Annotated in this window: 20 protein-coding genes; 13 read left to right on the top strand and 7 right to left on the bottom strand. The window is 46.4% G+C overall.

Going from position 1 to position 21,328, the window contains the following annotated elements:
* The first annotated feature begins 1 nt into the window (after nt 1).
* The 4 genes from B7Y67_RS00585 to B7Y67_RS00600 are packed head-to-tail and all read left to right on the top strand — an operon-like array spanning nt 2 to nt 4,210.
* The gene (locus B7Y67_RS00585; RefSeq protein WP_293596820.1) at nt 2-877 is read left to right on the top strand and encodes a MaoC family dehydratase N-terminal domain-containing protein; all 876 of its coding nucleotides are present in this window, start codon (nt 2-4) and stop codon (nt 875-877) included.
* 13 nt (nt 878-890) lie between these two features.
* Nucleotides 891-2,261, top strand: a complete 1,371-nt coding sequence (locus B7Y67_RS00590; RefSeq protein ID WP_293596821.1) for an MmgE/PrpD family protein — start codon at nt 891-893, stop codon at nt 2,259-2,261.
* 51 nt (nt 2,262-2,312) lie between these two features.
* Nucleotides 2,313-3,158 (top strand): CoA ester lyase, encoded by an 846-nt coding sequence (locus tag B7Y67_RS00595; protein ID WP_293596822.1) that lies wholly within the window; start codon nt 2,313-2,315, stop codon nt 3,156-3,158.
* Nucleotides 3,159-3,217: 59 nt separating this feature from the next.
* A complete protein-coding gene (locus B7Y67_RS00600; protein ID WP_293596823.1) occupies nt 3,218-4,210 on the top strand; it encodes a tripartite tricarboxylate transporter substrate binding protein in 993 nt (330 codons plus the stop codon).
* Between the two features lie 87 nt (nt 4,211-4,297).
* Here B7Y67_RS00600 and B7Y67_RS00605 read toward each other — a convergent pair whose 3' ends face one another.
* The 3 genes from B7Y67_RS00605 to B7Y67_RS00615 are packed head-to-tail and all read right to left on the bottom strand — an operon-like array spanning nt 4,298 to nt 7,880.
* Nucleotides 4,298-4,921, bottom strand: coding sequence for a hypothetical protein (locus B7Y67_RS00605; protein WP_293596824.1), 624 nt, complete (start codon nt 4,919-4,921; stop codon nt 4,298-4,300).
* Entirely contained in the window at nt 4,918-6,162 is a 1,245-nt protein-coding gene (locus tag B7Y67_RS00610) for an exo-alpha-sialidase (protein ID WP_293596825.1), read from the bottom strand. Before B7Y67_RS00610 ends, B7Y67_RS00605 begins: the two co-directional genes overlap by 4 nt.
* Complete coding sequence (locus B7Y67_RS00615) at nt 6,159-7,880, bottom strand: phospholipid carrier-dependent glycosyltransferase (protein ID WP_293596826.1); 1,722 nt, start codon at nt 7,878-7,880, stop codon at nt 6,159-6,161. The genes B7Y67_RS00610 and B7Y67_RS00615 overlap by 4 nt, the downstream gene beginning before the upstream one ends.
* Before the next feature lie 184 nt (nt 7,881-8,064).
* Between B7Y67_RS00615 and B7Y67_RS00620 the strand changes: the two genes are divergently transcribed.
* Together B7Y67_RS00620 and B7Y67_RS00625 are read left to right on the top strand one after the other, a co-directional pair.
* Nucleotides 8,065-8,394 carry a c-type cytochrome gene (locus B7Y67_RS00620; protein WP_293596827.1) on the top strand — a complete coding sequence of 110 codons (330 nt, stop codon included), beginning with the start codon at nt 8,065-8,067 and terminating at the stop codon, nt 8,392-8,394.
* A gap of 9 nt (nt 8,395-8,403) precedes the next feature.
* Nucleotides 8,404-9,681 (top strand): NAD(P)/FAD-dependent oxidoreductase, encoded by a 1,278-nt coding sequence (locus B7Y67_RS00625; RefSeq protein WP_293596828.1) that lies wholly within the window; start codon nt 8,404-8,406, stop codon nt 9,679-9,681.
* A gap of 48 nt (nt 9,682-9,729) precedes the next feature.
* Here the strand turns inward: B7Y67_RS00625 and B7Y67_RS00630 are convergent, their stop codons facing one another.
* Together B7Y67_RS00630 and B7Y67_RS00635 are read right to left on the bottom strand one after the other, a co-directional pair.
* Nucleotides 9,730-11,085 (bottom strand): DUF3422 domain-containing protein, encoded by a 1,356-nt coding sequence (locus B7Y67_RS00630; protein WP_293596829.1) that lies wholly within the window; start codon nt 11,083-11,085, stop codon nt 9,730-9,732.
* 30 nt (nt 11,086-11,115) lie between these two features.
* The gene (locus tag B7Y67_RS00635) at nt 11,116-12,522 is read right to left on the bottom strand and encodes a TAXI family TRAP transporter solute-binding subunit (RefSeq protein WP_293596830.1); all 1,407 of its coding nucleotides are present in this window, start codon (nt 12,520-12,522) and stop codon (nt 11,116-11,118) included.
* Between the two features lie 71 nt (nt 12,523-12,593).
* On the opposite strand from B7Y67_RS00635, the gene B7Y67_RS00640 reads away from it, so the two are divergent.
* From B7Y67_RS00640 to B7Y67_RS00665, 6 genes are all read left to right on the top strand, one after another.
* On the top strand, nt 12,594-13,295 hold the full coding sequence (locus B7Y67_RS00640; RefSeq protein ID WP_293596851.1) for a pirin family protein: 702 nt from the start codon (nt 12,594-12,596) through the stop codon (nt 13,293-13,295).
* A 45-nt stretch (nt 13,296-13,340) separates the two neighbouring features.
* Nucleotides 13,341-14,279 carry a 3-hydroxyacyl-CoA dehydrogenase NAD-binding domain-containing protein gene (locus B7Y67_RS00645; RefSeq protein ID WP_293596831.1) on the top strand — a complete coding sequence of 313 codons (939 nt, stop codon included), beginning with the start codon at nt 13,341-13,343 and terminating at the stop codon, nt 14,277-14,279.
* Nucleotides 14,280-14,309: 30 nt separating this feature from the next.
* Nucleotides 14,310-15,857, top strand: coding sequence for a UxaA family hydrolase (locus tag B7Y67_RS00650; RefSeq protein WP_293596832.1), 1,548 nt, complete (start codon nt 14,310-14,312; stop codon nt 15,855-15,857).
* A gap of 132 nt (nt 15,858-15,989) precedes the next feature.
* On the top strand, nt 15,990-16,970 hold the full coding sequence (locus B7Y67_RS00655) for a DnaJ C-terminal domain-containing protein (protein ID WP_293596833.1): 981 nt from the start codon (nt 15,990-15,992) through the stop codon (nt 16,968-16,970).
* Between the two features lie 5 nt (nt 16,971-16,975).
* Nucleotides 16,976-17,293, top strand: a complete 318-nt coding sequence (locus tag B7Y67_RS00660) for a chaperone modulator CbpM (protein WP_293596834.1) — start codon at nt 16,976-16,978, stop codon at nt 17,291-17,293.
* Nucleotides 17,294-17,300: 7 nt separating this feature from the next.
* A complete protein-coding gene (locus tag B7Y67_RS00665; protein WP_293596835.1) occupies nt 17,301-17,996 on the top strand; it encodes a carboxylesterase in 696 nt (231 codons plus the stop codon).
* On the opposite strand, the gene B7Y67_RS00670 is transcribed toward B7Y67_RS00665, so the two are convergent.
* On the bottom strand, nt 17,993-19,912 hold the full coding sequence (locus tag B7Y67_RS00670; RefSeq protein WP_293596836.1) for an ATP-binding cassette domain-containing protein: 1,920 nt from the start codon (nt 19,910-19,912) through the stop codon (nt 17,993-17,995). The genes B7Y67_RS00665 and B7Y67_RS00670 overlap by 4 nt on opposite strands.
* A 101-nt stretch (nt 19,913-20,013) precedes the next feature.
* Here B7Y67_RS00670 and B7Y67_RS00675 point away from each other — a divergent pair, with 101 nt between their 5' ends.
* Nucleotides 20,014-20,610, top strand: coding sequence for an ATP-binding protein (locus tag B7Y67_RS00675; protein WP_293596837.1), 597 nt, complete (start codon nt 20,014-20,016; stop codon nt 20,608-20,610).
* A gap of 60 nt (nt 20,611-20,670) precedes the next feature.
* Here B7Y67_RS00675 and B7Y67_RS00680 read toward each other — a convergent pair whose 3' ends face one another.
* Nucleotides 20,671-21,297 (bottom strand): OmpW family outer membrane protein, encoded by a 627-nt coding sequence (locus B7Y67_RS00680; protein WP_293596838.1) that lies wholly within the window; start codon nt 21,295-21,297, stop codon nt 20,671-20,673.
* Between the last annotated feature and the right edge of the window lie 31 nt (nt 21,298-21,328).

Raw genomic sequence — 21,328 nt, forward strand, 5'->3', positions numbered from 1 at the left:
TATGCGAATCGAACCTCAAACTATCACCCATCTTCAAGAATGGCTCGGTAAAACCGAGATCCTTCAAGATATTGTTACAGCAGCGCCCGTCAAGGCTTTATCGGCAACGCTGGATCGACCCGATCCTGCCCCCAACGACGGAACCATTCTGCCAGAGCTATGGCATTGGCTTTACTTCTTGCCCTGCGCCCTTCAATCAGAAATCGGTCCTGACGGCCATCCTAAGCGTGGCGGCTTTTTGCCCCCCGTACCACTGCCGCGCCGCATGTGGGCAGGTAGTCGAGTTGAGTGGCTAGCTCCACTTGCTGTTGGAGATGAAATCGAACGTGTCTCTAGAATCGAATCTGTGACACACAAAGCAGGTCGTACTGGTGATCTCATTTTTGTATTGGTGAAACATGAAATTTCCAATCAGAATGGCCTTGCTCTCATTGAAGAGCACGACATTGTGTATCGCGATGCACCAGGACCCGATGACAAGCCAGTTGCACCCACACCCGCACCCACCGGTGCCACCTGGTCCAAAACAATTACTCCTGATGATGTCTTGTTATTTCGTTACTCAGCACTGACATTTAATGGCCATCGCATTCATTACGATCGCCAATACGTTACCGAGGTAGAGGGCTACCCTGGCTTAATTGTTCACGGCCCATTAATCGCAACTCTCTTAGTTGATCTTGTGCGTCAAAGCATTCCGGGCTGTAAGTTAAAGAACTTTGAATTCCGCGCCATTCGCCCAACCTTTGATATCAATATCTTTAAAGTCAGCGCCAAACCCGATCTCGAGAAAGATCCTTCCGGAAAAACAATCTCCATATGGGCCGAAGATCATGAAGGCTGGCTCACCATGCAAGCCACTGCAGTTTTAGTTTAGGGAATTTTTATCAATGACTACTTCGCATTTATCCAAAGCCTTAGCCACATTTGCTGCTGAATTAACAATTAGTGACATTCCCGAAGAAGTCATTGCGCGTACTGAGGATTTACTGGTTGATTGGTTTGGCTCTGCAATTGCTGGTAAAGGTTCGCGTCCAGTAGAGACCATCACTCAGTTTGCGCAAAGCATGGGCGGCTTTAATGCGGCCAATCCTGGCTCCGCTGAAATCCTGATTAGCCGCAAGAGCTCGAGCCCTTTCTTGGCTGTACTGGCAAATGCAGCAGCCTCCCACGTTGCTGAACAAGATGATGTTCACAATGGCTCCGTCTTTCATCCAGCTACCGTGGTATTTCCTGCGGCACTAGCAACAGCACAAACAATTGGCGCCTCAGGGGAAGATCTTCTAGTAGCTACTGTTGTGGGCTATGAAGTCGGCATTCGGGTTGGTGAATTTTTGGGTCGCTCGCATTACAAAACATTTCACACCACAGGTACTGCTGGCACCCTAGCAGCTGCCGCTGCTGTAGGTCATCTTCTCAAACTCAACCCAAACCAAATGCTGCATGCCTTTGGTTCTGCGGGCACACAATCCGCCGGCCTCTGGGAATTCCTACGCGATGCCGCCGACTCCAAGCAACTCCATACTGCGCATGCCTCCTCAACCGGCTTGATGTCAGCCTACTTGGCGCAATCGGGCTTCACTGGTGCTGAACATATTTTGGAAGGCAAACAAGGTTTGGCGGCTGGTATGTCCAGTGATGCAGACCCTAGCAAGTTAATTGATCGATTAGGTAGTCGCTGGACTATTGCTGAGACGAGCTTTAAGTATCACGCCTCATGTCGCCATACTCACCCTGCTGCAGATGCTTTATTACAAGTCATGCTGAAGCACCATCTCAAGCCTAATGATATCGCTAAAGTAGAAACCTTAGTTCATCAAGGTGCAATTGATGTATTGGGCCCAGTAACTGATCCAGCCACCGTGCACCAATCTAAGTTCTCGATGGGGACTGTATTAGCCTTAATTGCTCACTATCGATTTGCTGGTCTACAAGAGTTTGATCAACATTTTCATGATCAAGTGATTTGCGCATTCCGTGATCGCGTCACCATGATCTTAGATCCAGAAGTCGATAGCGCTTATCCCCAACGCTGGATCGGTAAAGTCAAATTGTATTTACAGAATGGTGATGTCTTAGAGGGTCGCGTTGATGAACCTAAGGGCGATCCTGGAAATACACTTAGTCGCGCTGAGATTACGGATAAAGCTATGCGACTAGCTGCATTTAGCGGTGGCGCAACGCCAAGCGAGATGAGTATCGCAATTGAACGCTTGTGGAATATTCGCAAAGAGGCCAAGATAGGTCTATTAATCTCATAACTGTCAGCCGCTTGTTTTCTTCTTTGCTTCATATTCAATAAAACCCTACACATGAACCCACTTGATACACCCATCGGCTTTAGTAGCACCTTCTTATTTGTTCCCGGAACACGCCCAGAGCGTTTTACCAAGGCGCTCGATAGTGGTGCTGATGGCGTGATCATCGATTTAGAGGATGCGGTAGCTGAGGAAGATAAGGAATCGGCCCGAGCAGCAATACGAGCTGCTTGGCCTACATTTACTGCAGAGCAAATAAAGCGACTGATCATTCGCTCGAATTCTCCTGGCAGTCATTTTTATGCGGCAGACCTGATCTTGGTCCAAGAGTTGGATGTGGCATGCATACTTATTCCAAAGAGTGAATCCCTCGACCAAATTAATGGTGCAGCACAAATCCTGCCAAATACAGCAATCATTCCAATGATTGAGACTGCCATTGGTCTTGATCGCCTCAATGAAATTGCAAACTCTGAACAAGTCCTACGTCTGGCTTTAGGCAATATTGATTTACAGGCTGACCTAGGGATGGTGTGTGACGCACAAGAAACTGAACTGCAAACAGCGCGCTTTCAGATTGTGCTGGCATCCCGCCTGGCTCAAATTGCCCCTCCAATTGATGGGGTTACCCCCTCTACCGACAATATTGAGCGCATCACAGATGATGCTGAACGCGCCAAAAGAATGGGGTTTGGTGGCAAGCTTTGTATTCATCCAAAGCAGGTTTCCCTGGTTAAGGATTCCTTTATGCCTACTGCTGCCGAGGTCTCTTGGGCGCATCGCGTCATTGAGGCCGACAAAGCATCTAAAGGTGGCGCGGTCAAGCTAGATGGTCGCATGATTGACCGTCCAGTCGTCTTATTAGCCCAAAGAACCCTAGCCATTGCTGGTAAACCCTGAAGCCGATAGTTATTAAAAGTGGCAAAATCATTCTGCTTCAAACATTAACGGAGACTTAAATGAAATTAAAGAAAACCCTTTTCGCTGGAATTGCTGCAGTTGTGAGCGCCAGCACTTTATTGGGCAGCAATATTGCATCAGCCCAAAAAGACTGGCCAACAAAATCCATTTCCTTGATTGTTCCTTTTGCAGCTGGTGGACCAACTGACTCTATCGCGCGCTTAATTGCAGTGCCAATGGGTCAAGCACTCGGTCAAACAGTTGTTGTGGAAAACGTACCTGGTGCCGGCGGCACAATTGCCACAACTAAGGTATCTCGCGCAGCTCCAGATGGCTACACGATCTATATTCACCACATGGGTATGGCTACAGCGCAAGCGTTGTACGACAAGCTCCCTTACGATCCAATGACCAGCTTTGATTACATCGGTCAAGTGGCGGACGTTCCAATGGTATTGCTCGGTAAAAAAGATTTGCCAGCAAACAACTTCAAAGAACTCGAAGCCTACATCAAGGCTAACGGCTCAAAAGTGACTATGGCTAACGCTGGTCCTGGCGCAGTGTCACAACTGTGTGGCCTGCTGTTCCAAAGTCGTTTAGGTGTTAAGTTGACCAATATTCCTTACAAAGGAACTGGCCCTGCTTTGACAGACCTCTTGGGCGGTCAGGTTGACCTCTTGTGCGACCAAACTACACAAACTATTCCTTACATCAAGGATGGTCGTGTAAAAGCATTTGGTACAACAACCATGAAGCGTTTGCCTGCAATTCCTAACGTTCCAACTTTGAACGAACAGGGCCTCAAAGGCTTTGAAGTTAAAGTTTGGCACGGTGTGTATGCTCCAAAAGGTCTTCCACAACCAGTCTTGGACAAACTCAATGCCGCCCTCAAGAAGGCGTTGAACTCCCCTGATGTTCAAAAACGTTTGAATGATTCCAATATTGATATTGTGTCAATGGATAAAGTATCTTCCAAAGGCCTCAAAGATCATCTTGAGAAAGAAATCAACGTCTGGGGTCCAGTCATCCGTAAAGCTAATATTCCAGATTAATTCTTGGAATAACAGTCAACAAAAAAGCCAGCGATCTGCTGGCTTTTTTGTTACCTAAAATTTACAGAGTAACCATCTAAGCAATCATCAGCCCGCCCTAAACAGATAGCCTGACTGCGCCTTTTCACGACGCTTGAGATAAATCGCATTTGAAATGGCGATCAGGGCCCAGATCGCCAAGAAGGGATCTAGTAGATAGTCCCAAAGGTTGGCAGATTCATGCCAATGAGCCGACCAGGCAATGATCGCAAAAGAAATAATCCAAACACCTTTGGTCCAACCAGCCAGACCGCAAACAATGGCAAAGAGAATAACGGTAATTAAGAATGCAATAGAGCCATAACCCCATGCATAAGGGTCGATCATTCCGACACCAAGAGCCAAAGGATAGAACGCAATCGCAATCAGCGCCAATGGCACTTTAAATCCAAACGGCGTCTTTTTAGCGGCAGGCAGTATGGAGCTCCACAGCAAGAGCATAGTCACAATACTAAGTTCACCAGTAACACCGCGCACGTAGGCGGATAAAGGTAATTCAAGCGACATCCCCAATGGCCAGAAGAGTAGATTCCCGAGCAAGAAGACTGCAACCAAGCGGATTGCAAATGGGATCTCTGTTTTGGATACTTTTTGCAAGAGAATAATGAGCACTACCGCACAAGTAAGCGACATCTCAAGTAAAGCGATGATTTGTAAGTATGAGACCATCATTGCACTTCCTTTTCCTTGAGATTGCTAGCATGCTTGAACCAGTTCACTGGGAAATAAACATGCTTAATCTTTTTTCTATCCCAGGTATAGACAAGATGAGCATCTTGGCCGTTGGCGGAAATTAAATACGGATAGGAGAACTCTCGATGCAGATCGTTGACCAAGGACTCATCATCTTCAACTACCTGTATCACCTTCCATTGGGTGGAGTTTGATTCACGCATCACCATTACCAGGCGATAGCGCCCTGCCTCAATATTATTGAGCACCATCAATCTAGTACCGTTGACTAGAGTGAGCGCTGCAACAGCAGAATTGGGGTTAGCAATCTCAAGATCTTTTGCGATTGACCAAGACTGCCCAGCATCCCTAGTTTCACTGACCGGAATTTGCTTGGGCTGAGAGCTTGATCGAGTTTGGCGAAAAAAAGCACTTGCCTCTTGCTGTCCATCAGTAAAGACAACAGGCTGAATCGCCCCTCTACCCGAACTCATACGTCGCTTATCAATGACCTGACTCGCCTCAATTCTAAGGAACTCACCAAAGCGGCCAATCCACTCGTGATATCCCGGCAGACCAAGACGTCCATCCGCAAATGTAAGCGCTGGAGACTTCACCAAGGTGCTCAGGTTAATCAATGGAGAACTAATGAGTCTCTGAGGCCGATCCCAAGTTAAACCCTCATCATCTGAAATCACTGAAGATATTGAGCTGCCTGCCCAACCACCAATAGATACAGTCACAAAAAATAACTGCATGCGACCATCAGCCATTCTTGCCGGCACGGGGTTACCTAGCTTGGCAATATAGCGGGACAGCCCCTTCTCTGCACTGACGCGATCCATTACAACAGTAGGGGCACTCCATCTGAATGTATGGGGATCAAAAACGGATGTATTAATAACTACGTCTGGCGCACCCTCTCGACTTCCCGCAAACCAGAAAGCTCTCACTCCACCATCCTTGAGTGAGATTAATGAGGCCGCATGTACTGATGGGGCTTCGGTATCAGGCAGCCAATCGATCCGCAGACTTGGTGGAGCGAGTTTTACGGGCGCAGTATTTTTGAGATTCTTTACCGGTTTACTGAGCTCAGTTGGCTCTAAAGCCTCATCCGATTGGCTTGCGCTATACACAGGGTGATCACCTGCAAATGGTGCCCACACAGGACGACTATCAATGTGTAAGTAGCCTAGTACTGAAGCTAGCAATAAAAAACAAAAAGCAATCACACGACTCATCGACAAGCATCCTTACCCACCAATGGCAACTCAATCGTTGTTGGCGTAGAAATTAAATATTCATTCACAAATAGGTGCTCTCCAATATGACCTCTGAGTATCGCCTGAATCTCAGCATCTGAATGACGGGCTCGCATTTCCATACGCTTACCCACTACCTTGCAAGATTCACATAGTGCGAGCTCCGCACCTATCGGCGACTGCACCGCTACTAATGGGTAAGCGCTAGTCAGCAAATTAATTTGGCCAGCATCCTTTGCCAAATATCCGTGCAATACCGCCCCCGGCAATAAGAGTCGATACTCCTCATCCTTGGCTCGGTAGTCACAAGGCACCCAAACATCTTTTCCTGCAACATCCTGAATAGTGCTTTGTGAATACCGACCCAAAGAACCCTCCAAAGGAGATAGGCTGCTAGTTAGCGCGCAGTAGCATAGAAAGCATCCAGCCAAAGCGATCGTCTTGCTACGCTCTCGATTGAATATGCCGAGCAGTATTAAGGCAATTGAGGTTCCCATAAATCCCCAGTGCCAAGGAGAATAATTCCAGATGCTGGTCTGACCCAAGAAGTTTGATAGCTGTAAGTTACCCCCAACCCAAGTGAGCGCAGAAAATAAGATCAGCTGCAAAACCAATGCAATCCGAAATCCCCATAAAGGCAAGCGATCCCAGTACACGGCAATCAATGCAGCAAATGCTGGCATCACCGGCAATAGATAGCGGCCAGAGCGCTGGCTTGGCAAACTAAATACAATGAAAAAAGCTAATATCAAAAGTAGTAGCAAGCCTTCTTCAAGAGATATAAAACGGCGCTCTCGCCAACATTGCATTAATGCAGAAATCAATACGAAGGTAAATAACCCAGCATTAGCAAGAGTCGTTAAAGCCAACATCCAAATGCTGTCGCCGCCACGGACTAAATCTAAAAGATAGTTGGAGCTGCGTGGCTCGAACTTACCCGCATTCTCACCAAGCACAAATTCTTTCCAGACGGCCTCCGGAAATGGGTCGAGCGCAAACCACAGAGCAAAGACAGCCAACGACAGAATGACAATCAAAATTACTTTATATAAGTCTTGCAGTAAGACCTTGGGGATGCTCCACTCACGCCAGCGCCAGTAAAACAAGCTCAAAGCAAATGCAGCTGGAACAATATAAGCAAAAGACTTTGACAGCAATGCCATGCCAAAAGAAGCGCCAGCTAACGCCGGGAACAAAAGCTTGGATTCAAAGGCAGCTTTACCCCAATAGAGCAAGGCAAAGAATGGCAAACTCAACCAAAACACCTCAGGGGGGTCAGTCAAAAAAGGTCGGCCATAGCGATAGGTCGCAAAAAAGGAAAGCCATACTAGCGCTGCTACCAAGCCCGTCTGTTTTTTGCCGCTGAAACGAGCCACGGCAAAAAACAAGAAAAATGCCGTTAAACCGGTATATAAAACACTAGGCCAACGTAGTGCTAAGAGTGTCCAGGTGCGCCCCCAGCTTGTACTAGCAATCCCCTCCCAAAATACTAAGGGTGGTTTGGTATTTTTGATGCCGTCCATCTCAGACTGTAGAGGTAACCAAGCCCCAGCATCGGCAGTCATCCTTACGATATGCATGTAGGGATACTCATCACCATTCTTGGGCGCAAAGCGACTATCTAAACCATATAGATAAGTGAATACGCCTAGAAGTAGGATAAAAAATGTATTTCGATAAGTAAAAGAGCCAAGCATATCGCTAGTTTATAGGTCCTGGGGTTAAATGCTAAAAACTATTAAGGTCATTACCCTCGTTTATGACTCTAAGCTTATTAAAAATCCATCTAAGTAAAACCACTAATCCCCACCCTATCTGATTAAGATAGGGTTTATTAGCATCATTCTTAGAACAGCTGTATGTATGACGGAGACTATTCCTATGCGAACGAAGTATTTAAAACCCATTTTGGTGGCCAGCACCCTGATTGGCTTGAGCCAGTGGAGCGGACTAAGTCTTGGGCAAACTGCCGACCAACTCTATAAACGCGGCCTGGCTGCAACCTGCGCCAATTGTCACGGCACTGATGGCAAAGGCGTAGTTGATGGTGGTATGCCACTCATCAATAACCTCACCAGCCAAGAGATGCTCACTAAACTCAAAGCTTATAAGGGTGGCACGCTAGTGGGCACGATCATGCCCCAACTAGCAAAAGGCTATACCGATGAACAACTCAATACTATTGCCAATCAACTTGGCAAGAAACAATAAGGAGGCGCCATGGATCGTCGACATTTTATAGGTCAGAGCGCTGCAGCCTTAGGCCTGCTTGCAGGTTTTTCAAGCCAAGCCAAAGCAGTTAATCTACAAAAAGCAGAAATCCTAGTGATTGGTGGCGGCTATGGTGGCGCAACTGCTGCGAAGTATTTGCGCTTGTTCTCCAACAACACTGCTCGAGTAACCCTGATTGAGCCCAATACCTCTTTTATTTCTTGCCCAATGTCTAATTTGGTTATTGGTGGATCAAGAAATTTAGCTGAAATTACCTCCCCTTACGACACATTGAGTAAGCGTCATGGCATCAAGATTATTCAAGATAGTGTGAGTAGCATTGATCCAGATAAGAAAATGGTGACTCTCGCTTCCGGAAAAACTTTACGCTACGACAAAGTAGTCGTATCTCCTGGTGTGTCACTCAATTTCAAAAGTATTGAAGGTCTTGCGCAAGCCAACAAAGATGGCGTAACTCTTCAAGCATGGAAAGCAGGGCCAGAAACAGTTGCCCTACATAAGCAAATCGCTGCCATGCGTGAGGGCGGTACTTTTGCAATTACTATTCCAGAGGCCCCATATCGCTGCCCTCCCGGCCCTTATGAGCGTGCTTGTCAAGTAGCAAATTACCTTAAGCAGCACAACCCTAAGGGTAAGGTATTAATTTTGGATGCTAACCAAGATGTGACCTCTAAGGGGGCATTATTCAAGAAGGTTTGGGCTGAGCAATACGCCGGAATCATTGAGTACCGACCAAAGAGTAATGTAGTTGGCGTGGACGCAAAAACCAAAACACTTAAACTCGAAGTTGAGGATGATGTTAAGGCTGATGTGCTGAATGTTTTGCCACAAATGTCATCTGGTGAAATCGCAATTAAGACTGGATTGGCAAACTCCAATGGTCGTTGGGTGAATGTGAACTTCCTCAACTTTGAATCAACTGCTCAAAAAGATATCCACGTATTGGGTGACTCCATTCAAATTGCGCCGGCTATGCCAAAATCAGGCCATATGGCAAATCAGCACGGCAAGGTGGCAGCAGCAGCGATCGTTGCGGAGTTGAGCGGCTGGGAAGTCAATCCAGCACCCGTCCTAACTAACACCTGCTATAGCTTTGTGAATGATCGAGAAGTAGTGCACGTTGCCAGCGTCCATCAGTACAACGCAGCAAAGAAAACCTTTGAGCCAGTCCATGGTGCCGGTGGTCTCTCTCCGGCCCCATCAACTCTCGAAGGTGTATATGCCTGGGGCTGGGCACACAATATCTGGGCTGATAGCTTAGGTTAAAAGTCAATACGCTCACTAAAAAAGAGGCCAAGGCCTCTTTTTTAGTGTCTACAGAGATTTACCCATCTCAGAAATTCGCTTACGTCTTCGCTTACTAATGAACAAGAAGATAACCGCCACCACTGGGGCGGCAATTGCAGCAACAATTTCGGGGTGAATAGCAAAGCCAGCTTCTTTTCCGCCTTTGGCGACATAGGCCAACAAGCTCACCGCATAGTAAGTTAACACTAAGACCGATAGACTCTCCACCGTTTCCTGTAAGCGCAGCTGCAAACGTGCTCGCTGATCCATACTAGCGAGTAATTTTTGTGTCTGCTCTTCATTCACAAATTCAATACGCGTTCTCAAAGTTTGCGTTGTTCTTGAAATGCGATCAGATAACTCCTTTAATCTACGTTGGGTCCAGATACAGGTACCCATGGCTGGCTGAAAACGTCGATCCATAAACTCCGAGAGAGACTGCACACCCAGAATCGGAGATTCAGCTAGCTCGTATAAGTTCTTACTGAGCAATTGGCTATAGGCCTCAGAAGCAGTAAAGCGCAGCCCATATCCCGAGATCCACTGCTCAGCCCTTGAGGCTAAATGAGAGAGCTCACCCAAAAACTGCCCATCCTTTTCAGTATGAACACCGGACTCAGTTTGTAACTGGGAGATATTTTTAGATAAGTCGGCTAATTCTGACTCTGCACTCCTCAAGGGCATTGATAGGCTCTTGGCTACTGGGAATGCAATCATCGCTGCCATGCGATAGGTTTCCGCTTCAGCAATTGCTCGTGCTACGCGGCCAGCCTGGCGTGAACCTAAAATATCATGCGGAATAAAGTAAGAGATGAAGCCGTCATCATCCAAACGCAGATCCGTCCACAGTTGAGCCTTCTTGCTCGGCAGGATATAACTCCCGAGCACTGTATTTCCACTAAAGATATCGGACACCTCCTGGGCCTCTGAAAATAGTGGACGATGTTCAAATGCGAGATCTAATGCAGAAATTCTTTCACCACCTGCCTCAATAATAGTTGGGCATCCTAGGCTTTGAAATAATTTATCCAAACTTTTCTCAAGAGCCAGTCGAGACCCCAACAGTGGTCCAGTAATTTTGACGGGATTATGTGTAATCGCTGCGATGGTTGCAAATTCGCCATGTAATTCCCACTTAATCAGCACCCTCTGTGGCTCAGGCGCCAAAGTGAGTATCTTGAAAGAGTGATCCTGGTCATGATCATTGGGAATCCCCAAGGCAGCGCTTAGCTTTTGAATCCACTCAATTTGAGTCTGGCGAGAATTAGCATCTAGCAAAAAGGATTGCGATAACACCCTCTCATTTGGCCAGAGCGCTATTGGGGGGCGCGCATGCACTTCTTCGTGCAACTGTTTTCGAGCGGGGTGATCGTAAGGTTTCATAAGAATTACAAATTAATGAGTACTAGCAAACTATACGCCACCAAAGTCTGACTGAGCTTGATAGGGGTGAACGCCACGATTTAAACAGCCTCGGACGTAATCAATACTTGTTCGTAAAGCGTAGTAATCACTTGCCATACTTTTCGATACCTTCAATTGCAGAGCTTGGTATTCAAGCAAGTCAAGCTTCTTAAGGTACTCATCCCTAGATTCAACTTGAAAATTTCCCGTCAATTCCTGCTCATAAGTCTTAAGGACTCCGTATAGCTGGTTAATCTTGCGATGCATCCGTTTATTACGATAACCAGGGAGACTAATTAGTATTGGATAAGCAATGGCGCAGAATGGTAAGAATACAAAAACTAAACGGTTGATGATTTCAGCTAGCCAGAATGGAAAAAAGTTCATCAACCACGGCGAACCATTCTTCTCATAATGTAGCGCCACTGGACTCTCTGGAAAATGAGTATTTCCAAAAAAAGGAAATTCACCTCGTCGCGCAAAAAAGTTAGCTTTACCACTTATTTCATGGGATGCCTCAAGAAATAAAAATTGAAGGGCTGGGTGCATACGATCATCAATTAATAAATTAGTAGTCGTTGCCAGTAATTGCACCTCACGATCTGGATAGTTGCGAGGTAAGCTGAAACCCCCTATAGGTACTTGCAAAATATGTAGGTAAGGTAGTAAATGAGAGTAAGCCTGCGCCCGCTCAAATCCAGACAAATGAATCGCTGGATCATTCAGTAAGGCCTGAACATTTTCTGAGAGATAGCCATCCACTAAAAAAGCCGCATTAATTTTACCTTTTTTAAGAGCGCTTACAGCTTCATGATTTTGCAAGTAGAGAAAGCGCGCTTCTTTTTTCAAACCCGATACGTCCAATATGCGCATTGCTTGAGCATGTGTACCGCTTCCAACAGCGCCAACCGATACAGTATCTTTTAAGAAATACTCGAATTGGCTGCTCACCTTTACAAAATTGCTTGCCCTGGCTTCAGGGCCTCGATAAAAAAACCAGATAGGCTCGTAATCTACTGCGCCCAATGAGGCGATGCCTGCGATGCCATTAGGACTCAAGGTACCAGCCTGAACGAAAGCAGCCTGCAAAGGATCCTTGCGGTCGGCTAAACGCTCCAGATTTTCTTGGGCGCCTTTTGTTTTTACCAGCTCAATCTTAATTCCCTTTTTCTCAAAGTATTCAACATATTTCCTCGCCAACAATTCATAGGACCCACCTTCTGTGCCAGTAGCCATAGTGACGTGTCTTGGTGGCGGTGGATCGGCATACAGCCAGATGCCCACCAGGCCGAAAAGGAGGAACGCTAGAATTGGCCAAGCCTCGGATAAAAACTGTGAAAAATCGCCCCATTTCTCCTGTGCAGTCTCATAGAGGCCTAGGTAGGTTTCTTGTACGTCTTGTTTGATACTTCCCATGGAAGGCCAATCAGCAAATATGTCAAAAGCTAATCATAATGGGCTTACCCCCTCCAGAAAAGACCCTCATCATGCTCACCATTAGAAAATCTCAAGACCGTGGCTACGCTGACCATGGCTGGCTGAAAAGCTTTCACTCCTTCTCTTTTGCGGGTTATTACAACCCCCAATTTATGGGTTGGGGCAATTTAAGGGTGATCAATGAGGATCGGGTCGCCGCAGGCATGGGTTTTGGCAAGCACAGCCACCGTAATATGGAAATCATTAGCTATGTTTTATCTGGCGAATTGGCTCATGAGGACAGTATGGGTAATGTCAAAGGTATTCCACCTGGCGACATTCAACGCATGAGCGCTGGCTCTGGCGTCACTCATAGCGAGTTCAATCACGCCAAGGATCAAAGCACCCATTTTCTGCAGATTTGGATTGAGCCCAATGTCACAGAGATCTCTCCAGGCTATGAGCAAAAATCCATTCCTCCCGAAGAAAAGCAAGGGAAGCTTTGTCTGGTTGCCTCGCCAGATGGTGGGGGCAATGCAGTCAAAATTCATGCCGATGCCAGAATGTACGCAGGATTTTTTAACAATGCACAACCCCAGCAATTCGACCTTGATCCAAAACGTAAAGCTTATATTCACCTCGTGAGAGGCTCCCTGGACATCAATGACATACACCTATCTGGAGGGGATGCTTTATTAATCGAAGCTGAGAATAAGCTCACTATTAGCAATGGCAAGGATGCTGAAGTTTTGGTCTTTGACCTTTATCATTAATATTAACTTGAAGACCTTCCAAACTTAACCGCATAAGATAAAAACATGAGTCAATATGTAGCCGTAATCGGCACCGGAACTATGGCCTCAGGAATTGCAGCGGGATTCATCTCTCACAGCATCCCAGTTGCAATATTGGGAAGAAGTAAAGGGAAATCTAGCGAGTGTCTTAAAAAGGCTATTCAATTAGCAATCAAGATTGGCTTGCATGGTGAGAATGCTGCGCTTGATGCGCCCACCATCGAAGCAGCTCAAGCGAGCAGCACCATGGAAGACTGGGCAGGATGGGATGATTGCTCCTGGGTAATTGAGACCATTGCTGAAAATTTGGAATTAAAGAAACAAATTTTTGCTTACCTTGATACCAAAGTGCCAGCTCACATACCGATCGGGAGTAACAGCTCAGGCTTTCCAATTACCAAAATCTCCACTGACCTGAAAACTGCAAACCGAATGATGGGGGCTCACTACTTTATGCCAGCAGAAGTAGTTCCTTTGGTAGAGATTGTGATGGGAGAAAAAACAGGATCGGCATTTGCAGAACAGGTATGTCAGCTTTATAAAGCTATTGATAAAAAACCAGTGCTGGTTAAAAAGGATATACCTGGATTTTTAGCAAATCGAATTCAGCATGCCTTGATGAGAGAGGCCCTCTCTCTTGTGCAAGAGGGAATTGCAAGTCCCGAAGATATTGATGACGCTGTGCGTTATAGCTTTGGCTTTCGCTATGCAGCAGTCGGGCCAATGACTCAGAAAGAGATCTCTGGCTGGGACGGCATGGCCAATGCAGCAAAGGAAATCTACCCATCTCTTTCTAATATCACTACCCTACCGCCAAAAGTGGTGCAACTGATGAATGAGGGAAAGACAGGCATGAAGGCTGGTGAGGGTTTCAGAAAATGGACGCCTGAGGAAATTCAACAGACCTCAAATTCATATTCAAAAAGGCTGAAAGCAGCCTTTGATGTGTTGAGCATGGACTAATCAATAAAAACTATTTACCGAAAGCATTACATGATTGAAATATCTGAAAAAAAATTGGCCGGGCCAATCATTCGCCTGCATCCCAATGACAATATTGTTGTTGCTCGTATAGACGTTGGTATCGGTGAAGTTGTAGCTAGCGAGAACTTCACAAGCCGCAGCCAGGTTCCTGCAGGCTACAAAATTGCCACAAAGAAAATTCTTAAGGGCGAACCTATCCTGAAATACAACGTGACAGTAGGATTTGCCAATACTGATATTGAACCCGGCATGATGGTTCACAGCCACAACACCGAGTTTCGTGAATTCGATCGCGACTACGCCTATGCCAGCGAGTACAAACCCACCACCCTACTTCCAGAATCTGAGCGAGCCACCTTCCAAGGTTACGTACGTGCCAATGGAAAAGTTGGCACACGTAATTTCATTGGCATTCTATCTACCGTCAATTGCTCTGCAACTGTAGTCAACAAAATTGCAGAATGGTTCACGCCAGAACGTTTAAAAGATTTTCCAAATATTGATGGCGTTGTCGCTTTTAGCCATGGTATTGGTTGTGGCATGGAGATGAGTGGTGAGCCGATGCAACTACTTCGCCGAACCATGGCGGGGTATGCACAACACCCTAACCTGGCCGCTGCTTTGATCATTGGATTGGGATGCGAACGCAATCAACTCAAAGGATTGATGGAGCAAGAATCTCTGCAAGAAAACTCTACTTTGCATACTTTTATCATGCAAGAGACCGGTGGTACACGCAAAACAATTGAAGCCGGAATTGAAGCTGTTAAAGCACTTTTGCCAGAGGCTAATAAAGCGAAACGTCAGACTGTTTCTGCAAGCCACTTGTGCGTTGGCCTGCAATGTGGCGGATCCGATGGATTCTCCTCTATTACCGCAAACCCAGCCTTAGGCGCTGCAATTGACATTTTGTCGTGCCATGGTGGCACAGGCATTCTCTCCGAAACGCCAGAGATTTATGGCGTTGAACATACGCTGACTCGTCGAGCTGCAAGCAAGGCAATTGGCGAGAAATTAATCCAACGCATTCGCTGGTGGAAAGATGAATACTCCGTGGGTCGCGATGTCCAAATCAATGGACAAGTTAGCCCTGGAAATCAAATTGGTGGTCTAGCCAACATCTTCGAAAAGTCACTTGGCTCTTCTATGAAAGGTGGCACAGGCCCCTTAATGGAAGTGTATCGATACGCAGAGCCTGTAACAGCTAAAGGCTTTGTGTTTATGGATACACCGGGGTTTGACCCAGTTTCGGCAACTGGTCAAATTGCTGGTGGCGCAAACCTGATTGCATTCACCACCGGACGTGGGTCTATGTTTGGATCAAAGCCAGCGCCTTGTATCAAACTTGCTACCAATACACCAATGTATGAACGACTCACCGAAGATATGGATATCAATTGCGGTGAGATCTTGGATGGTACGGTTTCAGTCCAAGAAATGGGGCAACGTATTTTTGAACTCTTTCTGAGAACAGCATCTGGTGAGGCCTCAAAAAGCGAGCTATTGGGTCTTGGGGATTATGAATTCGTGCCCTGGCAAATTGGAGTAATGAGCTAAGTCCAGCCTCAAGCTCAGGGTGATACGAAGCGGGCTTGATGCCCGCTTTTTCTTTACCTAAAAGAAGCTAAAAAAGTTTGCTGAGGATTGTAGAATGAAGCATATTGATTCAATCGGGACTTCACTAGGATTATGAAATTCAGGGACTACTACGAAACACTCGGTGTAGCGCGTAGCGCAACCGAAGCGGAGATCAAGGCAGCTTATCGCAAGCTGGCCCGCAAATATCATCCAGACGTAAACAAAGAAGCTGGCGCAGAAGAACAATTTAAAGCTGTTGGCGAAGCCTACTCCGTACTAAAAGATACCGAGAAGCGCGCTGCATACGATCGCATGGGCGCCAATTGGAAAAATGGTCAGGATTTCACGCCTCCACCGAACTGGAACGAGGGATTTGAATATTCTGATGGCAACTTTGGTGGCGGCAATAGTGGCTTTGGCGGTGGCTATGAAGGTGATCAGAGTGAATTCTTTGAATCTCTTTTTGGCAGAGGCCGCCATACGCAAGGTGGTCGAGGCGGTAACCCACGTCAAGGAATGAACTTTAAAGGCCAAGATCATCACGCCAAAATATTGATTGACCTTGCCGATGCCTATAACGGCGCCAAGCGCACTATTAGTCTGCATATGCCTATGCAGGATGGCAATGGTCATGTCAGCACCCAAGAACGCAAACTCGATGTCAGCATTCCTAAGGGTATCAGGGCCGGGCAAAACTTACGCTTAGCTGGACAAGGTGGTCCGGGTATGGGTACAGGTGGTGCGGGCGATCTATACCTCGAGATTGATTTCCATCCAAACCCCATTTATCGCGTGGATGGCAAAGATGTGTATCTTGATTTACCGTTATCGCCATGGGAAGCCGCACTCGGAACGACCGTTAATATACCTACTCCGGCAGGATCTACTTTGGAATTAAAGATTCCAGCAGGTACGGCAACCGGTCGCAAGATGCGACTAAAAGAAAAAGGTATCCCAAGTAAAGAGGCTGGTGATTTATACGTAGTGCCCAATATTGTCGTACCGAATGCTGAAACAGATGCGCAAAAAGAAGCCTATCAAACACTAGAGAAAGCTTTTGATTTCAACCCCAGAACCCACCTGAAGGGATGATGAATATGACACAAACACAAATCACCTGGATCGAAGGTAGCGTTGTTGAAGAAGAGGTACACATGAGTATTGTGGAAATTTCACAAGCAACACGTGCACCTGAGGATCTCATCATGTCTTGGGTATCGGAGGGCGTTCTTAGTCCTGCCGGCTCATCCCCTGAAGACTGGCGCTTTAGCGGAGAATCACTCAGGCGCGCAAAGACTGCTGCCCATCTTACCCATGATCTGGAGCTGAATACTCCTGGAGTTGCGTTAGCACTTGATCTTCTTGAAGAAATTAGCCACCTCCGGAACCAACTACTTCGCCAGAATCTAGGATGAAACATCAATGACTACATTGCCCTGTATTGAAATTGAAACCGCACCCAATCCAAGCGCTTCTGTCATTTGGCTTCACGGACTAGGTGCTGATGGCAATGACTTTGTACCCATCATTCCGCAACTCAATCTTTCTGAATGTCCTGCCATCCGCTTTGTTTTTCCAAGCGCGCCCTCTATGCCCGTAACGGTCAATGGCGGCTACGTCATGCCAGCTTGGTATGACATTACTGAAAGAGATATCAACGCCCGTGAAGATCTTGCTGGTATTCACAAATCGGCAATAGCAATCTCAGAGTTAATTGAGCGAGAGGCAAGTCGTGGTATTGCCTATGGAAGTATTGTTTTGGCTGGCTTCTCACAGGGTTGCGCCATGTCTCTTCAGGTGGGTCTACGCTTTCCACATCGATTGGCCGGCATCATGGCGCTGTCTGGCTACCTACCCCTAGCAAAGTCATTGCCACTTGAAAGAAGTGAGGCCAATAGTAAGACTCCGATTTTTATGGCGCATGGCATTTGGGATGCCGTGATTGTCCCAGAGCGTGCAGAAGCTTCGGCCGATACATTAGAGAAATTAGGCTACCAGGTCAACTGGAATGCCTACCCAATGGAGCACTCTCTTCATCCAGATGAGCTAGTGGATATCTCCAGATTTTTGACGATGGTGCTTAACAAGCCACAATCTAAGCAATTGAAATTGCCTTAAGATTCTGAGCGACTTAAGAGCAATTCCCATCGTTGTAATTTGATATCTAGATCGGCAGTGATTTCTGATAAGCGCGCTTGCATGCTTGCCGCTAATTCAGGCTCATTCTTATAAAGATCAGGGTTACTCATCGCAATACCAATATCTGCCTGCTCTGTCTCTAGAGTTTCAATTTGCAAAGGCAATACCTCTAGCTCTTGACGCTCTTTACCATTGAGCTTCTGTACACCGCTTTTAGCAACAACGGGTTTAGATTCAACTACAGCCTCAATCTTTGGCTCTTGTTTTGACTCAGTTTTAGCGCCACCATTGGCTGCACGAATCTTGTCAGAGCGAGCCTTCTGAATCTTCCAGTCCTCATAACCACCTTCATACTCGCGCCAGAATCCATCGCCCTCATTCGCAATAATGCTGGTCACGACGTTATCTAAGAAGTAGCGGTCATGACTGACCAAGAACACGGTGCCCTTATAGTCTTGGAGCAATTGCTCGAGTAAATCTAGAGTATCAATATCCAAGTCATTAGTTGGCTCATCTAGAACCAAAACGTTTGCAGGGCGGGCAAATAAGCGCGCCAATAATAGGCGGTTGCGCTCTCCACCAGACAATGTACTTACTGGGGAATTAGTGCGCTCTGGTGCAAATAAGAAATCACTCAGATAGCTCTTCACGTGCTTCTTATTGCCATTAATTTCAATCCACTCGCTACCTGGGCTGATGTAATCTTCAAGCGAAGCGTTGAGGTCAAGGCCTTCGCGCATCTGGTCAAAATAGGCTACCTCAATACGAGTACCCATCGTTGCCGTGCCAGAGTCTGGTGCAATCGTTCCAAGAATTAATTTCAGAAGAGTGGTCTTACCGGCACCATTAGGACCAAGAAGCCCAACTTTATCGCCACGCAAAATCGTTGCCGTGAAATCCTTCACAATGGGGCGATCGTAAGACTTGGAAACATTCTGAAGATCGGCAACAATCTTGCCGCTTCTATCGCCTGCTGAAACTGCGAGCTTCACTTGGCCAACGGCATCACGCCGTTGCGAGCGGCTTGTACGCAGAGCCTCTAAACGGGCTATACGGGCAACGCTGCGAGTGCGTCTAGCCTCAACCCCTTTACGGATCCAAACCTCTTCTTGTGCAAGTAATTTATCCGCACGCGCATTAGCCAAGGACTCAGAATTCATTTCCTGATCTTTTAAGACTTCATACGCCGAGAAATTTCCTGGGTAGGTACGCAAGATGCCGCGATCAAGCTCCACAATTTGTGTGCAGACGTTATCCAAGAAAGCCCGATCATGAGTAATCAGAATTACGGAGCCCTTGTATTCTTTTAGCAAATCTTCCAACCAAGAAATCGAATCCAAATCCAAATGGTTAGTAGGCTCATCCAATAGCAATACATCAGGCATCTCCACTAGAGCGCGAGCTAAGGCAACACGTTTCTTGGTTCCACCCGATAAGGTATTAATCTTGACCTCAGCTTCTAAATGGAGACGATCCAGTGTTTCATGAACACGTTGTTCCCAGTTCCAGCCACTAAGGGCCTCTAATTGGGATTGCACTTCATCTAGACGATGGTGAGCTGCATCATCCCACTCGCCGATGCTGAGAGCCTCATACTCTTCACGCAGAGCCTTGGCCTGCGCTACACCCTTGGATACCGCATCAAAAACGGTCTCTTCAGCCTCAAATATCGGCTCCTGAGGAACATAGGCAATTCGGAGGCCTTGCTGATATTGCAGCAAACCATCATCCATTTTTTCTATGCCAGCCAAGATCTTCAATAAAGAAGATTTACCAGTGCCATTTCGGCCAATTAAGCCAACACGCTCCCCCGATTCCAGTGAGAAAGCAGTATTTGCGAGGAGGTCAACGTGGCCAAAAGCCAGTTTTGCATCAGTGAGTACGATTAAAGCCATGACGACATTATCGTCACTTCACTCAAAGTGGTGATATTTCCAATAAACATGGGATTGAGAAGTAGAATTTACTCTAGTAATTCATCCAAATAAAGAGATAAATGACCTGTAAGCTTAGCCCTGCCGCTCCACGCCTTATCCTCTTTGCTGGTCATGCGGGCACTGGCAAAACTACTTTAGCTAAAAAAGCATTACCCCTGATTATTGAAAAGACTGGGGAAACCTTTTTCTTTTTAGATAAAGATACTGTATATGGCGCCTATAGCGCCCATGTCATGAAGCTCACCACCAACAACCCCAATGATCGCGATAGCCCTTTCTATCTACAGAATCTAAGGGATTGGGAATATGCCGGACTGATTGCGGTTGCCAAAGAAAACTTGCAGCTCGGAGTTAACGTCATCTTGGTGGGCCCATTTTCTAGTGAAATTCAAAGCGGTCGAATGTTTAACCCAGAAGAGCTGGGGGTTCCCAGTGTGTCCAGTATCAGAATCGCCTGGATTGAGTTAGACAAGAGCGAAGCCAAAAGTCGCATGGAGAAGCGCGCAGATCCGAGGGATGAATACAAACTCAAGCATTGGGATCAGTACACCAAACGGAGAATAGAGCCGCCAAAGCATGCTGCAATACAGCGCTTTGATAATCTTCATTTTGATGAGGCCAAGTTTGAAAAGTTGATTGATTACCTTATTCAATAAAGACTAGGCAAAAAAATAGAGCCCCAAGGGGCTCCATCTCGAGAACCAAGAACTAAATTCTTAGAACTTGTATGTGACACCAACAGCGGGCATCCATGGGTTCAGAGTTAATTTACCGCCATTAGCACCAGTTGCAGTAGTGGTAACGTTGGTAGACATGGTGGCGTATTTAAGGTCAACGTTTAAACCCCAATTTTTATCAAACATGTAATCCATGCCAACCTGACCAACCGCGCCAAAACTTGAGTTATCGACAGAATATGCGCCATTGCCCAAGTTGTTACGACTAGTGAAAATTGTATAGTTCACGCCAGCACCAACATAAGGCTTAAATGCGCCAAAGTCTGTGAAATGATATTGAAGGACTAATGATGGTGGAAGAGCCTTAATAGTGCCCAACTTATTACTACCAACATCAATCTGAATAGTTTGCGGATAAGTCAAAACTAATTCCGCAGCAATATTTTTAGTAAAAAAGTAAGAGATATCAAACTCAGGAATAACTTGATCTTTTGCTTTTACATTTGCACCCTGCACTACGCTACCTGATTGGCCGTTACTCCAAAGCAAATCAACGGCACGCACGCGAACCATCCATGGGTTCTCGCTTGAGGATTGAGCTTGAACGGCAATTGGAGCTAATGAAGCTACTGCTGCCATAGCGGCTACTAAAGATTTAATGCGCATGATGTACCCCTTTTCTGTTATCAATTTGATG

This window comes from Polynucleobacter sp. 35-46-11, assembly GCF_002281105.1.